The following is a 14,680-nucleotide window of genomic DNA, read 5'->3' as shown; positions in this document are numbered from 1 at the left end:
TGTAATGCAAAGCAATTACCATTATACAAAGATGGCAAAGATATTGCATATAGTGATTTACTTCACGTTTTACATCCAATTTCAAGCTGTAAAACTTCGGGAGCATAGGGAACCATGAAAAAGGAGCGGATACTTTCGACTGTCGAAAACATCGGTTTATCTAACCCGGCTGGCGAGGACAATGACGGGAGTGGTCAGAAAGCACCGGATCTTATCCGACAACTGAATGAGGCACTGTTCCTGGCAAAATTCATGGGCGCAGTAAATGCCACTCTGGATCCCGATGATGTCTGTGCCATAGCATCAAGAATCCTCTTCGATTACATCGTCTACCAACGGATCGTCTTTACCCTTGAGCTGGACAGCGGCTGCAAAACCTTCAGCTTCTCACCTCTGGAAGATAGAAGCGCAGAATCGACACTGGAGACAGGAGGCGAGGCCGACAGCGACAACAAACCCACACGCTGGTTTACTTTCCAGCTACCTGAAAAGATAGGAAAAGTGGAGATCTGCCTCCACAGGCAAGCAATAGGCGTTTTTTCCAGGCATTTCCTTGCTACCGTCACCGAAAACTTTGCCCAGGCACTGAAAAACTCCCTGGAGTTCAATAAGGTCAAAGAACTGGCAATGCGGGATGGGTTGACGGGACTATACAATCGGCGGGTATTCGATGAAATATTGTCTATAGAGGGAGAATTGCACAAGTTGATGCCATTGTCATTGCTCCTTCTGGATCTGGACGATTTCAAGCTGGTTAACGACACTTTCGGCCATGCTGCCGGCGATCAGGTACTGGCAACCTTTGCCGCGATTCTCCGGGAAAGTTGTCGGGGAGCGGACCTGGTTGCACGCTATGGCGGTGAGGAATTTGCCGTTGTTCTGCCTGCCACCCCATCAACCAAAGCCACAGAAATCGCCCAACGCATGAGGATGAGGTTCTCTGCCATGACTTTTGCATTTGGCGGGCAGCACTTCAGCCAGACCGTCAGCATCGGCATCGCCTGTACCTTCGATACGGCAAAAATTCCGATCAGCGAGCTGGTGCACCGCGCAGACAACGCCCTGTACCGCGCAAAGCGGGAAGGGAAGAATCGGGTCTGCATCCACACAGACAAGACCGGCGCCAACATCGCCAAAAATCGCGGCAAAACTCCAGATGCCGGTAGCCAGTCCGCTAGCGCCCCCATGCTCGGAGCCGGGAATCTCTGACCTGCTGCATCTTAACTTTCTGACAGCCTGCCAAAAGGCTGCTAATGGGCTTCGCTCCAGTTTGACCCGAAGTTCACATCCACCTTAAGCGGCACCCTCAAAGTCAACGCATTTTCCATCTCGTGGCAGACCAGTTTTTCCATAGTTAGTTTTTCCTCCAGCGGCACCTCGAATACCAGCTCATCGTGCACCTGCATGATCAGGCGGCTTTTCAGGCCTTCCCGCCGCATCCGCCCGCTTACCCGTACCATCGCCTGCTTGATGATATCGGCTGCCGAGCCCTGGATCGGGTAGTTTATGGCGTTGCGCTGGGCAAAGGAACGGATGTTGCCGTTGGTGCTGTTGATGTCGGGAATGGGCAGACGGCGGCCGAGGATAGTCGTGACATGTCCTTTGGCCTCGGCCTCGCGGACACAGCCGTCAAGAAAGACTCTGGCTCCGGCATGGCGGTCGAAGTAGTTGTCGATGAACTCCTTTGCCACCTTGGTGGATACGCCCAGTTCCTTTGCCAGGCTGAAGGGACCCTGACCGTAGATGACACCGAAATTGATGGTTTTGGCCTGGCGGCGCATCTCCGGGGTAACCATTCCCGGGAAAAGGCCGAAGACCTCGGCAGCTGTCCTGGTGTGAATATCCTCGTCTTTGGCAAAGGCATCGCAGAAGACCCGGTCCTGGGAGAGATGGGCCAATACCCGCAGTTCAATCTGGGAGTAGTCGGCAGACAGGATGAGACAGCCTTCCTCGGCAATGAAGGCATGCCTGATACTGCGCCCCTCTTCGGAACGGATCGGTATATTCTGCAGATTTGGTTCCGACGAGGAAAGCCGGCCGGTATTGGTGACCGCCTGGTTGTAGGAGGTATGGATGCGGCCGGACTCGCTGTAAACTAGTTTGGGCAATGCATCGGTATAGGTGGACTTCAACTTGGACAGGCTTCGGTACTGGAGGATGAGCCTGCCTATCTCATGTTCGGCGGCAAGCCTCTCCAGCTCATCCACGTTGGTCGACCAGCCGGTCTTGGTCTTGGTTTTCTTCCCACAGGGTAGCTGCAGATGTTCAAAAAGAACCTCGCCCAGCTGTTTAGGGGAGTTGATGTTGAAGGTCGTTCCGGCACACTGGAATATTTCACGCTCCAGCTCTGCCAGCTGACTACCGAAACCCGCAGACAGCTTCTGTAACAGGACAAGGTCCAGCTTGACTCCGTACAGTTCCATCTCGGCAAGAATCTTCACCAGCGGCATCTCCAGTTCGAACAACAGCCGCTCCATGCCAGACTCTTCAATCTGCGGCAAAAAGAGCTTATGCAGCAGCCAGGTGGCATCGGCATCCTCGCATGAATAGATCGAGGCTTTTTCCACCTCTACCTGGGCAAAATTCTTCTGGTCCTTGCCACTGCCGGCAACGTCGGCATAGGAGATCATCTTGTGGTCGAGCAGTTCCACAGCCAACGCATTGAGGCCATGGCTGGAACGGTTGGGATTGAGCAGATAGGAGGCAAGCATGGTATCGCACCAGATGCCTTCCATCTCTATGCCGGCCCGGCGCAGCACCTGATAGTCATATTTGATGTTCTGGCCGATTTTCTTTATTGCCGGGTCCAAAAGCAGGGGCCTCAGTGCTTGAAGGACGTGGGCAAGGGAGAGCTGATCCGGAACGCCCAGGTAGTGGTGGGCGACCGGGATGTAATATGCCTGGTGGTCGCTGAAGCTGAAGGAGATCCCGACAATTTCCGCTTCGAATGGATTGAGGCTGGTGGTCTCCAGGTCAATGGCAAAGATGGACTGGGTGCCCAGTTTATCCATCAGTGCGCTAAAATCGCCGGCAGAGAGAATAGTGCGGTAGTCGTCGCTGGAGAGGGTAGCGACACTGGTCAGTTCTTTCATCAGGGTCGTGAAGCCGTATTCCCGGAATAGATCCCCGAGAAGACGGTTATCGGGAGGGGAAGCGGCAAAATCACCATAGGAATAGGGAACCGGCACATTGCATTCAATGGTTGCCAGCCGCCTGGACAGGCGGGCCTGATCGGCAAACTCACGGAGACGTTCGCCAACCTTCCCCTTGACAACAGAAGCGTTTTCCAGGAGCTGATCCAGCGAATGATGCTCCTGAATCAGCTTGATGGCGGTCTTTTCCCCTATGCCGGGAATCCCCGGTATATTGTCGGAAGAATCGCCAGCCAGAGCCAGAATATCCACCACCCGTTCGGGTGGAACGCCGAAACGCTCGACCACCTCGGCAGGGCCCGATGCCTTGTCTTTCATAGTGTCGAGGAGAGTGACGCTGTCGGTGACAATCTGCATCAGATCCTTGTCGCCGGTTACAATGACTGCAGCCATCCCCTTTTTTTCACAATCGCAGGCGATGGTGCCGATGATGTCGTCCGCCTCGAAGCCGGGCAGCTCCAGCACAGGGATCCTGAAGGCGCGAACTGCCTCTTTGATCGGCTCTATCTGCAGGCGCAGGTCGTCGGGCATGGCAGAACGGTTTGCCTTATAGGCTGGATAGATCTCATTGCGGAAGGTCAGCTTTCCGGCATCGAAGACTACCGCCAGATGGTCCGGCTTCCGGTCCTTCACCACCTTGAGCAGCATTTGGATAAAGCCGTAGAGAGCATTGGTGGGAAAGCCCTTCGGTGAAGAAAGGTGTCTGATGGCATAATAGGCCCGGTAGATGTAGGACGAACCGTCAATGAGGTAAAGCTTTGGTTTTTCAGGCATATCTGTTCCCCTATTCCTGCTGTTCCCGTGTAAAGATGACAAAGGCCATGCTCGGCCTCTTGCTCGATTCGCGCATGGCGAACTGGATCCGGTCCAGAAGCCAGCCCTTGCCGGTCCACTCGTTCAGGACATCCTCCAGAGTGTCCTCAGCTACCGAGCTCACCTCAACGACTTTATATACTTCCATAACGCCACCTCGTGTTGATTTTCTGCAAATAGTAGCCCATAAATCCAGTGGCATCAAGGGTAATAATATGCCGAAGATCCTTGATTCCTGCGGCGAAAAGAGCTGTTGCATCCACTGAGAAAACTGTTATCATGGGAGAAAAAGACAGGAGGTCTTTTCCAAACAACAGCCGAAATAACTGCAACTGCACCACAACCAAAAAGGGAGTCAGTATGACAGAGAGAGACGTGGAAAAAATCGATCAACTGGCAAAAGATGCGGAAACAACCCTTAAATTCGACTATGACAAAAAAGACCTGAAAGAACGGCGGGCGATTGCCAAGCAAAACCTATATGATGGTTCAAAGAAACTGAAACACAGTGTACCCAAGGGAAAAAGGGTATAACCACAATTAAATAAAACCAAGATCAAGACAGGGGGAGAAAACGGCGAAGTTTTCTCCCCCTTGACTTTGCCTGCATACTGATTATGTTTATTGAAACCCATGGCTAGTGTCCCGTGCGGTTAGTTCTCTGCAAGAATTTCGAGGGATTTTGGTTCCCGGCAAGGCGCGGCGACGCAGGCCTAGCAGGGCCTAAGCCGAGGAGCCGCAACGCAGCCGGGGACAAAAAAACCCGAAATTATCAGGAAAGAATTAGCCGCACGTGACACTAGTAAGGAGGAGTGGATTATGGCGCTTGTTAAATACAACCCTTTCAAGGATCTCCGCACCATGCAGGAGGAAATGAATCACCTGCTGGACCTTGCCTGGAACAGGGAATCAGGTGAGGAACTGAACGAGGGAATATGGCAGCCGCCGGTGGATATTTACGAGAACACAGAGGCGGTTGTCATCAAGGCTGAGGTGCCGGACATGGATCAGCAGGACATCGAGGTGAGGATTGAAAACAATACTCTGACCCTGCGCGGCGAGAGAAAACAGAACACCGACATCAAGAGAGAAAACTATCATCGGGTCGAGCGCTATTACGGCACCTTCCAGCGCAGCTTCACCCTACCCCAGAGCATTGATCGGGATAAGATCCAAGCCTCCTGCGACCGCGGGGTCCTCACCATAATCCTGCCGAAAACGGAAGAAATCGAATCGAAACAGATCAAGGTGGGAGTGAAATAAACGTTTGCGCCCAAAAACGCCCAGGTGCAAGGCGCCGAAGAGCGAGCAGCGGAGCATACACCAGTATGTGAGCAGCGTAGCGATGAGGGCAACGCCGCAGATGGGCGTTTTTCAGCGTAAACCTACTTCGTTCATGCTGCCTGTGCGGTACCCCTCCAAATCCAGCGCCACATATGTAAAGCCTGCCTTCTTAAAGAATGAGACAACCGATCGACGCAGTTCCGGCTGCAGCAGCCGCCCAAAATCCTCCTCTGAAAGCTCGATCCGCGCCGTCTCGTGGTGGAATCGCACCCGATAGAGTGAAAAACCCTGCCCCTTCAGGAATTCCTCGCAAGACTCGATCATGGACAATCGCTCCGGGGTAATCTCTACACCATAGGGAAAACGGCTGGCAAGACAGGCATATGGCTGCTTGTCCCAGGTCGGCAGGCCCAGTTCCCGGCTGAGAAGGCGGAGGTCGCTTTTGCCTAGCCCAGCTTCCAACAGCGGGCTGCGCACCTTGAGTTCCCCGATGGCTATACGGCCAGGCCGATAGTCCCCCAGATCGTCCGTATTGCTGCCGTCGGCGATGAAGGCGAAACCCTCTAGCGAAGCTTTTTCCACACAATGCTGAAAAAGCTCCTTTTTGCAGTGATAACAGCGATCCTTCGGGTTTTCCGAAAAGCCGGGTATTTCCAGCTCGTTGGATTCAATGACTATCTGCCTGGCACCAATGGACAGGGCCAAGGCGGTTGCCTCCCGGAATTCGGAAGCGGGATAAGTGGGAGAAGTGGCGGTAATGGCGCAGGCCTTGTCACCAAGAAGGTCATGGGCAACTCTGAGAAGGAAGGTGGAATCAACCCCACCGGAAAAAGCCACCAGCACGGAGCCCATCTCCTGGAGGATGCTCTTCAGCTTCTCGTATTTCACGTGCAATTCATCCATGTTCAGCCTCAAAATGGAGACGGCCCGCAAAACGGGCCGCTCGGTTTTAACAGCAATACCTCGGCGAAATCAATCGAAAACCCCTGTCGACAGGTATCTTTCACCTGTATCAGGCAGGATCACCACCACATTTTTGCCTGGGCCAAGCTTCTTCGCCACTTGTATCCCCCCGACCAGGGCAGCTCCCGAGGATATGCCCACAAGAAGACCCGCTTCCATGGACAACCTTTTCGTCGCTCCATAGGCAGCGTCATTGGAAACGCGAATCACCTCATTGTAGATCTTGCTGTTGAGGACATCGGGGATGAATCCGGCACCAATCCCCTGGATCTTGTGCGGACCAGGGTCACCACCGGACAATACCGATGAATCGGCGGGTTCGACCGCGGCAATATGAATGGCAGGATTATGCTTTTTCAGCACCTCGCCTGCCCCGGTAATGGTTCCGCCGGTACCTACCCCTGCCACAAATCCGTCAATGGACAGTCCGTCCATCCCTTTGATGATCTCGGGTCCTGTCGTCAGTCTGTGTATTTCGGGGTTCGCCGCATTTTTAAACTGCTGGGGCAGAAGGTAACCGTTTTCTGCAGCCAGCTCCTCGGCCTTTTGCACAGCACCCCGCATCCCCTGCGCACCCGGAGTCAGAACCAGCTCTGCACCGTAGGCGGCCAGCAGACGCCGTCTCTCTATGGTCATGGTATCAGGCATCACCAAAATCAATTTATAGCCCTTGACGGCACAGACCATGGAGAGACCGATGCCTGTATTGCCGCTGGTGGGCTCAACCACAGTCGCGCCAGGCTTCAGACAGCCGTCTTTTTCCGCGGCCTCGATCATGGAAAGGCAAATGCGGTCCTTGATGCTGCCACCCGGATTGAATGCCTCGACTTTCCCCCACAGGGCAGCCGAGCCGCTCTCTTCAAACCTGCTCAGCCTCACCAGTGGCGTATTGCCTATCTGCTTGATCACATCATCGCTTCTTGAAACCGGCATATGGAATCTCCTTTTTTCCAACACTCATATGAAATACATGAACCGGTGGTCCTGTTCCCTCTTGATGCCCATGGCATGCCCACGATCGCACAAGGTTTTCAGGGTAATGGAGCCGAACAGCCTGTTCAGTTCCCGGCTTGCCTCATCCCAGACCGTCTGGGTAACACAGCCGCCGTCAAACCCGCAGTGCTGCTTGTTTTTCTTTCCTCCGGAGCAATCCACCAGCAGGGTATCCCCTTCCGTTGCCTGGACAATATCTCTAACCGTTATTTCGTCAGGATTCCTAGCAAGACAGTATCCGCCCTGAGGTCCTCTTTTGCTGTTGAGTATCCCCTTTTTTTTCAGCGCCTGGAAGATCTGCTCCAGGTATCTGGGAGAAATGTTCTGACGGCGAGATATGTCCTGTATCTGGGCAGGCAAATTTCCGGAATTGTAAGCGATGTCGAAAAGAGCTCGCAAGCCATAACGGCTCTTGGTGGAAAGCCTCATAATACACTCCCCTTCAGAAATAAATTCGAGACTACAATCCTTTACCTTTTTCGTCAAGAACTTTAAGAAAAAAATCCCTCCATACACCATTCACTCAATGGGCAAGACAGATTTGAGAATTCATTTCTATTTGCGGTGACAGTTAAGACAAAGATTGGTGGTGGCGAGATCAACGCTGGGGTGGTCAGGTTGCGGGTTTTGCAGGTTATGACAAGAGATGCAGGTGACTTGCCCATTCAGCAGTCTGATACTTCCGCTTACCGTCGCAACATACTCCCCCTCATGTCCAGCAGGGGGATAGGGCGTATCGACCGGATGGGAGCCGCCAACAGGACAGCGACCATTCAGGCAGCTGGAAACAGCCTTTGCCATGGAACCGTCATGGCATGCGAGGCACTCCCGGGAGTTCCCCTGTGCATTGACAACATATCCATGATGCTGAATTGGCTCGGCTCCTGCGACTCCCGGCATACTGGACACGACGAGCACAAGACTGAACAGAAAGAGTATCTTGAGCATAGTCACCTCCTGACTCTGCTATTCAGATATCCCTATGATGCGGTCGGTTCATTACCTAAAGCTTATCATCGGTCTTCCGTTGTGCAATGCACTGGCAGTCGCTACCAGTGTCTCTCCGGCGGTTCGACCCTGCCCAGATGCCGTATTTCACCTTCCACCACTTGAAAATGGTCACCAAATTGATTAACCCATTCATCGCCTTCTTCAGGGGGAAAGGGAACTTCGCGGCTGCCGAGAAATACTTCGTCCTCACCGATATAGGCAAACCACTCCAGGCTGCCGTTCATCCAGATCTTGTTTTTGAGCTCCATAAAATCCTCCGAAAAATGGGAAGTGGATTGTACTTAAAGTATTGCCTTAAGGTCAAGCAACTCGGTTTTTTTTCTTGTTGCCGAAATGAGATTTTGCTATTACATGGGGACCATTACGAGGCTAAGGGAGTAATACAAATGAAATTTACCAAAATGCACGGCGCCGGCAATGATTATGTTTATGTGGATTGTTTTTCAGAGCAGGTGGAAAATCCGGCTGACGTGGCCATAAAGGTATCCAATCGCAACTTCGGCATCGGCTCAGACGGCCTGATTCTTATCATGCCTTCAGATAAGGCCCATGTGCGGATGCGCATGTTCAACTCCGACGGTTCCGAGTCGGAGATGTGCGGCAACGGCATCCGTTGCGTGGCCAAGTATGCCTATGATCACGGCATCGTCGACAAAAAGGAAATCACTGCCGAAACCGGCGCCGGAATATTGACCCTGCAGCTCTTTACCAATTGCTGCAACAAAGTGGACAAGGTCCGTGTCAATATGGGCAAGCCTCGACTGACCCGCGGCGAGATTCCCATGTCCGGCCCGGCAGATGCCAGGGTGGTGAGCGAACCGCTCAACATTCTCCATACGACCTTCAATATCACCTGCGCCTCCATGGGTAATCCCCACTGTGTCATTTTTGTCGATGACGTGGACAATTTCCAGGTGGAAAAATACGGGCCGCTCATCGAGAACCACGAGATCTTTCCCCGGCGTACAAATGTGGAATTCGTTCAGATCATCTCCCGCACTGAAGTGCGCCAGCGCACCTGGGAAAGGGGAGCAGGAGAGACTCTCGCCTGCGGCACCGGCGCCAGTGCGGTCTGCGTGGCGGGGGCACTCAATGGGCTCACAGATAAAAAGATCCTCAACCACCTGTCCGGCGGAGACCTGGAACTGGAATGGTCTGAAGATGGCTTCCTCTATATGACCGGTCCTGCAGTCGAAGTTTTCAGCGGCGAAATAGCCATTTAACAGAAAAGCAGCACAACCCACCGCTGCAGCTACACGGAAGGCGAAGTTTTTTTCTTCGCCTTCATATTTTCAGCTCAAGACGAGAGAAAAAAATGACTTGCCCAATGTGCAGCAAATGGAACGATGAGCCGCACCTGAGGGTTGCCGAGCTCGAACACTGCCTGGTTATGCTCAACCGCGACCAGTTTTTCCCCGGCTACACCTTTGTTTTTACCCGCAGCCATGTCACCGAACTCTTCCACCTGGACCGTGCCGCGAGAACCGCGGTCATGGAAGAAGTTTCTGCCGTGGCGGCGACCCTTTACAAGCTCTTTCAGCCGGCTAAAATAAACTATGAACTTCTGGGCAACATGGTGCCGCACATGCACTGGCACATCGTCCCCAGGTTTGCCGAAGACCCGCTGTGGCCACGCCCCATCTGGTCCGAACCGCACCAGGAGATCATTCTCGGCGAGAGCGAATATGCCGAGCGTACTCGCCTGATCGGGAAAACGCTCTTATCCATAGACCAGGAACAGAGGTGATATGAAGGATTATGTGGGAGCACACATGTCCATTGCCGGCGGCATCCATAATGCCCCGGAGCGCGGTGTCAAGGCCGGTTGCGGCGTCATTCAGCTCTTCACCCAGAACACCAATCAATGGCGTGGCAAACTGATCTCCGACCCGGACATCCTTCTTTTCAAGGAAAAACTGGCGGAATCAGGCCTTAACGAGGTCATCAGCCACGATATCTATCTCATCAATCTTGCCTCCGCTCCGGGAGAAATACGAGACAAGAGCCTCAACGGTTTTCAGGAGGAGATGATCCGCTGCTCACGCCTGGGCATCGGCAAGATCGTCATGCACCCCGGCTCCCACAACGGCGATGGTGAAGAGGTGGGGCTGAGACGCATTATCGAGGCCTTCGACTACCTGATTGCCGAGACCCCTGCTTACTCTGGCAAAATCCTCCTGGAGACCACCGCCGGTCAGGGAACCAACCTGGGCTACACCTTCGAGCATCTAAGGACCATCATCGAAGGCTCGGCCCATCCGGATCGTTTCGGCGTCTGCTATGATACCTGCCACACCTTCGCCGCCGGTTACGACATCACCAGCGCAGCCGCATACGGCCAGGTTTGGGAGGAATTCGACCGGATCATCGGCCTTGACCGGCTGCAGTGCTTCCACTTCAATGACTCGAAAAAGGGGCTCAACTGCCGGATCGACCGCCATGAGCATATCGGCAAGGGAGCCATCGGCGCCACCGCATTCTCCCTCATCATGAACGACCCCCGCTTTGCCGGAATACCCAAGATCCTGGAAACACCGAAGGGTGACAACAACGAGATGGATGAGATCAACCTGAAGCTGCTGCGGGACATGGTAAAACAGAGATAGCAGGAGGCAACCATGGCAAAAATTGAGATCATCAGAGGAGACATTACCACCCTGGCTGTGGATGCCATTATCAATGCCGCCAACAATACCCTGCTCGGCGGCGGCGGCGTCGACGGCGCCATTCACAGGGCAGCAGGTCCGGAACTGGTGGCCGAATGTTCCACACTGGGCGGATGCGAGACCGGCGACGCTAAGATTACCAAGGGATACAAGTTGCCGGCGGCTCACGTCATCCACACGGTTGGACCGGTCTGGCACGGCGGCGACAAGGGGGAGCCGGAACTTCTGAGGCGCGCCTATCGACGCTGCTTTGAGGTTGCCCATGCCAACCAATTGAAATTTCTTGCCTTTCCAGCCATCAGTGCCGGTGTCTATGGCTACCCCATGGATGAGGCCTGCAAAATTGCCATGGGCGAAGCAAAGCTGGCCATGGAGAAATACCCGGAGTTGGAAAAGATAGTTTTCGTCACCTTCAGTGATGGTGCTTTGGCCATTTATAAGAGGAAGCTCAGGGAAATATTTCAATGAAAGCGGTAATCCAGAGGGTAAGCGAAGCAACCGTAAGAGTTGACGGCAAGAAGGTCGGCAGCATCGAGAGGGGCGTCCTGGTCCTCCTCGGCGTTGAAAAGGGGGATGAGACCCGGAATGCGGACTGGCTTGCGGAAAAAATTGTCAACCTGCGCATATTCGAGGATGATGGGGGCAAAATGAACCTGTCGCTCATGGATATCAAAGGTGAACTGCTATCCGTTTCCCAGTTCACCTTGGCCGGCAACTGCAGCAAGGGGCGACGTCCCTCCTTCGACACGGCGGCGCCACCGGAGGACGCCAATCACCTGTATCAGTATTTCAACGGCAAGATATGGGAAATGGGAATTCCTGTCCAGTCAGGGATATTCCAGGCAGATATGAAGGTCTCTCTCATCAACGACGGCCCGGTTACCTTCATTCTGGAGACGCCGAAAAGAGAACCCTGAATGATTCAAACAAGAGGCCGGATCTCCGTTACCTTGAACCGTGCCACGTACCGGACAGCCTCACCGGCCTGTGTCGAAACAATCCGTGAGGTATGCGCCCGTATTTCATCAAGCATTTGGCCTGAATCCTGAAAATCCTTCAGCTGCAGGGTAAGGCGCCAGCCATTGCCTCCGCGTGAGGGAGCCAGGTAAAGATAGGATGCATTGGGATTGGCCAGTAGATTGTCGTAAGTCCGCCCCTGAGTCATCCCCCAGGCCACGGTTTCTTCATCGATGACGTGTGGTATGGCATAGACCGCCGTATTTACCTGCCCGGAAGCATCTGCTGTAGCGATGACACCGCGCCCCTCCTCAGGAAAAAGCTCTGCAAGTTTCATAATTTCTCTTTCCTCCTTTTTGCTTCCAGCGGTTATTTCTCTATGTTAATCTATCATTCCCGCGAGGATTGTCCACCCACTGAGGTAGCAATGGTTTGCAGATGCAGTTGAAACAACTTCTTGAATCCCTTTATGCCGACAGATCTACCGTTCATCTGGCGAACGACCCTCTATCCTTCTGTCACCGCTACATTCTCCCTGCAGACCAGGAAATAGCCGGCTTTATCGCCGCTGCCTTCGCTTATGGCAACGTCAAAATAATCCTGAGAAACCTGGAATCCATCTTCAGTAAAATGGGACATTCACCCCGGAAGTTTGTAGAAGAGTTAGAACCTGCCGCAGCCCTCCAACTATTCGCCGGTTTTAAACATCGCTTCAACGATGGTCGGGATCTCTGCGCCTTGCTGCTGGCCTGCCAACTGATGATCGACGAAGCCGACTCCATCGGCGAATATTTCCTCAGTTGCCACGATGCTGCCGCCGAAGACATCACCGAATCCCTGACCCTGTTCACCGAAAATATTCAGGCAATGGATTTCTCCCCGGTCTTCGGTTCGTCAACTATCCCGGCTGATTCTTATTTCCGTTTTTTCTTCCCCTCTCCCGCCTCCGGAAGCGCCTGCAAAAGGCTCTGCATGTATCTGCGCTGGATGGTCCGGCCAGCGGACGGCATTGATCTCGGACTGTGGAAAAAAGTCTCACCGGCCCAACTGGTGATCCCGGTAGATGCCCACATCCAGCGCATCGGCCGTTTTCTCGGCTTCACCAGTCGCAAGCAGGCAGACTGGCGAATGGCAAGGGAAATCACCGCCGCGTTGAAGAAGCTCGATCCCGACGATCCGGTCAAATACGATTTCAGCCTTTGCCATCTGGGAATCTCCGAAGGCTGCAACGGCAAGAATCTGACCAAATGCCTGTCCTGCCCGATCAGGGAAGTGTGCGACCCTTCGGAAGAGACGGCTTGAAAGGAGCATGAACCGATGAAGAAACTTCTCACCTGGGGAGGCACAGGGCTGCTCATCTCCGCATTTCTTGACCCGATCATTTACTCCGGCTTGGACAAGCCGGTCCCCTGGCTGCGGGACCTTGCCATGGCCGCGGGAGGCGTGGCCTGCCTCTTTCTGCTCGTCAAGTACCGCAATCAGCTGTAAATTTGCCGTTGACAAAAGAAAGCCGCTCCCTTATCCTTTGCCCTACAATTGAATATGCAGACCTGCTTATCAAGAGTGGTGGAGGGAAAAGGCCCTGTGAAACCACAGCAACCGGTTGATCCGAAAGGACGGCGTCAGGTGCTAAATCCTGCCCATTGGGTAAAGATGAGAGAGGCGCTTTAGATCGATCAACACCAAAGCCCCTTCTCGTTATCCGGAAGGGGCTTTTTCCATACAAAAGGCATGTTATGACAGTCGGCATAGTTGAAGAAAAATCTATCACCTTCCAAACTGACCTCCGCCTGGAAAGCGGCCGCATCCTCGGGCCGATCACCATTGCCTATGAAACTTACGGCATCCTTAATGCCGATCGCTCAAACGCCATCATGGTTACCCATGCATGGACCGGCAGTGCCCACCTGGCAGGCAGATACTGCGAGAGTGAGCAGAAACCGGGATGGTGGAATGAAATTGTCGGCCCCGGCAAACTGCTGGATACCAACCGCTACTTTGTTATCTGCTCCAATGTGATCGGCTCCTGCTTCGGCTCCACCGGTCCTGCATCCATAAACCCCAAGACCGGAAAAAAGTACGCCCTGACCTTCCCGGTCATTACCGTCCGCGACATGGTACGTGCCCAGGCGCTGCTCATCGACCATCTGGGCATTGAGCGCCTTCATGCGGTAATGGGGGGAAGCATGGGGGGAATGCAGGCACTGGAGTGGGCAACCCAGTTCCCGGACCGCATTGCCTCGGCCGTCATCCTCGCCACCACGCCGCGCCCGTCGGCACAGGCCATCAGTCTCAATGCCGTAGCCCGCTGGGCCATATTCAACGATCCCACCTGGAAAAAGGGGGAATACCGCAAAAATCCACGGGACGGCCTGGCCCTTGCACGGGGCATCGGCCACATCACCTTCCTCTCCGATGAATCCATGACCGCCAAGTTCGGCCGGCGTTTTTCCGCCAAGGACGGCCAGTTCGACTTCTTCGGCCAGTTCGAGGTGGAGCGCTACCTGAACTACAACGGCTACAACTTTGTCGACCGTTTCGACACCAACGCCTTTCTCTACCTGGCCAAAGCCCTTGACCTTTACGACGTGGCCTGGGGCTATGAATCACTGGAAGAAGCCTTTGCCCAAGTCAAGGCCCCCATGCAGTTCTTCGCCTTCTCCTCCGACTGGCTCTATCCCCCTCCCCAGACGGAGGAAATGGTCAGAATGCTGAAAAAACTCGGCAAACCGGTGGAATACCACCTGATCAATTCGGCTTATGGCCATGACGCCTTCCTCCTTGAGCATGAAACATTCACCCCCATGGTCAGGGATTTCCTGAAAAAAGCCGGTGCATAAC

At 53.8% G+C, this 14,680-nt stretch carries 19 protein-coding genes and 1 riboswitch; of the genes, 11 read left to right on the top strand and 8 right to left on the bottom strand.

The annotated features are described in order from the left end of the window. Positions 1–114: 114 nt before the first annotated feature. Entirely contained in the window at positions 115–1,209 is a 1,095-nt protein-coding gene (locus GEOB_RS07010) for a GGDEF domain-containing protein (protein ID WP_012646498.1), read from the top strand. A gap of 41 nt (positions 1,210–1,250) precedes the next feature. Here GEOB_RS07010 and polA read toward each other — a convergent pair whose 3' ends face one another. After that, positions 1,251–3,926 (bottom strand): DNA polymerase I, encoded by a 2,676-nt coding sequence (gene polA, locus GEOB_RS07005; RefSeq protein ID WP_012646497.1) that lies wholly within the window; start codon positions 3,924–3,926, stop codon positions 1,251–1,253. Between the two features lie 10 nt (positions 3,927–3,936). Then, on the bottom strand, positions 3,937–4,113 hold the full coding sequence (locus GEOB_RS19715) for a hypothetical protein (RefSeq protein ID WP_012646496.1): 177 nt from the start codon (positions 4,111–4,113) through the stop codon (positions 3,937–3,939). A gap of 212 nt (positions 4,114–4,325) precedes the next feature. On the opposite strand from GEOB_RS19715, the gene GEOB_RS19950 reads away from it, so the two are divergent. Beyond that, positions 4,326–4,499 (top strand): hypothetical protein, encoded by a 174-nt coding sequence (locus GEOB_RS19950; RefSeq protein WP_012646495.1) that lies wholly within the window; start codon positions 4,326–4,328, stop codon positions 4,497–4,499. Positions 4,500–4,784: 285 nt separating this feature from the next. Further along, the gene (locus tag GEOB_RS07000; RefSeq protein ID WP_012646494.1) at positions 4,785–5,228 is read left to right on the top strand and encodes an Hsp20/alpha crystallin family protein; all 444 of its coding nucleotides are present in this window, start codon (positions 4,785–4,787) and stop codon (positions 5,226–5,228) included. 111 nt (positions 5,229–5,339) lie between these two features. On the opposite strand, the gene larE is transcribed toward GEOB_RS07000, so the two are convergent. The 5 genes from larE to GEOB_RS06975 all read right to left on the bottom strand — a co-directional run bounded on the left by larE (position 5,340) and on the right by GEOB_RS06975 (position 8,464). Beyond that, positions 5,340–6,152, bottom strand: a complete 813-nt coding sequence (gene larE, locus GEOB_RS06995) for an ATP-dependent sacrificial sulfur transferase LarE (RefSeq protein ID WP_012646493.1) — start codon at positions 6,150–6,152, stop codon at positions 5,340–5,342. A gap of 69 nt (positions 6,153–6,221) precedes the next feature. Further along, positions 6,222–7,145, bottom strand: coding sequence for a cysteine synthase A (gene cysK / locus GEOB_RS06990; protein ID WP_012646492.1), 924 nt, complete (start codon positions 7,143–7,145; stop codon positions 6,222–6,224). A gap of 24 nt (positions 7,146–7,169) precedes the next feature. Beyond that, the gene (locus tag GEOB_RS06985; RefSeq protein WP_012646491.1) at positions 7,170–7,634 is read right to left on the bottom strand and encodes an RrF2 family transcriptional regulator; all 465 of its coding nucleotides are present in this window, start codon (positions 7,632–7,634) and stop codon (positions 7,170–7,172) included. A gap of 126 nt (positions 7,635–7,760) precedes the next feature. Beyond that, on the bottom strand, positions 7,761–8,153 hold the full coding sequence (locus GEOB_RS06980) for a hypothetical protein (protein ID WP_012646490.1): 393 nt from the start codon (positions 8,151–8,153) through the stop codon (positions 7,761–7,763). A 101-nt stretch (positions 8,154–8,254) separates the two neighbouring features. Then, positions 8,255–8,464 carry a hypothetical protein gene (locus GEOB_RS06975; RefSeq protein WP_012646489.1) on the bottom strand — a complete coding sequence of 70 codons (210 nt, stop codon included), beginning with the start codon at positions 8,462–8,464 and terminating at the stop codon, positions 8,255–8,257. A gap of 138 nt (positions 8,465–8,602) precedes the next feature. Between GEOB_RS06975 and dapF the strand changes: the two genes are divergently transcribed. The 5 genes from dapF (at position 8,603) to dtd (ending at position 11,799) form a co-directional block, all read left to right on the top strand. Continuing rightward, the gene (gene dapF, locus GEOB_RS06970) at positions 8,603–9,439 is read left to right on the top strand and encodes a diaminopimelate epimerase (RefSeq protein ID WP_012646488.1); all 837 of its coding nucleotides are present in this window, start codon (positions 8,603–8,605) and stop codon (positions 9,437–9,439) included. Positions 9,440–9,531: 92 nt separating this feature from the next. Continuing rightward, on the top strand, positions 9,532–9,963 hold the full coding sequence (locus GEOB_RS06965) for an HIT family protein (RefSeq protein WP_012646487.1): 432 nt from the start codon (positions 9,532–9,534) through the stop codon (positions 9,961–9,963). Position 9,964: 1 nt separating this feature from the next. Further along, a complete protein-coding gene (locus GEOB_RS06960) occupies positions 9,965–10,822 on the top strand; it encodes a deoxyribonuclease IV (protein WP_012646486.1) in 858 nt (285 codons plus the stop codon). A gap of 12 nt (positions 10,823–10,834) precedes the next feature. After that, positions 10,835–11,350 carry an O-acetyl-ADP-ribose deacetylase gene (locus GEOB_RS06955; RefSeq protein ID WP_012646485.1) on the top strand — a complete coding sequence of 172 codons (516 nt, stop codon included), beginning with the start codon at positions 10,835–10,837 and terminating at the stop codon, positions 11,348–11,350. After that, entirely contained in the window at positions 11,347–11,799 is a 453-nt protein-coding gene (gene dtd / locus GEOB_RS06950; RefSeq protein ID WP_012646484.1) for a D-aminoacyl-tRNA deacylase, read from the top strand. Before GEOB_RS06955 ends, dtd begins: the two co-directional genes overlap by 4 nt. Positions 11,800–11,804: 5 nt before the next feature. On the opposite strand, the gene GEOB_RS06945 is transcribed toward dtd, so the two are convergent. Next, complete coding sequence (locus tag GEOB_RS06945) at positions 11,805–12,176, bottom strand: pyridoxamine 5'-phosphate oxidase family protein (protein WP_012646483.1); 372 nt, start codon at positions 12,174–12,176, stop codon at positions 11,805–11,807. A 101-nt stretch (positions 12,177–12,277) separates the two neighbouring features. Between GEOB_RS06945 and GEOB_RS06940 the strand changes: the two genes are divergently transcribed. The 3 genes from GEOB_RS06940 (at position 12,278) to metX (ending at position 14,679) form a co-directional block, all read left to right on the top strand. Next, the gene (locus tag GEOB_RS06940; RefSeq protein ID WP_041267087.1) at positions 12,278–13,141 is read left to right on the top strand and encodes a TIGR02757 family protein; all 864 of its coding nucleotides are present in this window, start codon (positions 12,278–12,280) and stop codon (positions 13,139–13,141) included. A gap of 15 nt (positions 13,142–13,156) precedes the next feature. Continuing rightward, entirely contained in the window at positions 13,157–13,327 is a 171-nt protein-coding gene (locus tag GEOB_RS20285) for a hypothetical protein (protein WP_012646481.1), read from the top strand. Between the two features lie 63 nt (positions 13,328–13,390). Then, positions 13,391–13,499: riboswitch (SAM riboswitch) on the top strand. A 76-nt stretch (positions 13,500–13,575) separates the two neighbouring features. Continuing rightward, complete coding sequence (metX, locus tag GEOB_RS06935; RefSeq protein ID WP_012646480.1) at positions 13,576–14,679, top strand: homoserine O-acetyltransferase MetX; 1,104 nt, start codon at positions 13,576–13,578, stop codon at positions 14,677–14,679. Position 14,680 lies beyond the last annotated feature (1 nt).

It is taken from the genome of Geotalea daltonii FRC-32 (assembly GCF_000022265.1).
GTDB lineage: Bacteria > Desulfobacterota > Desulfuromonadia > Geobacterales > Geobacteraceae > Geotalea > Geotalea daltonii.
Note: the sequence above shows the minus strand (reverse complement) of the source record. Positions and strands in the feature narration are given on the sequence as shown.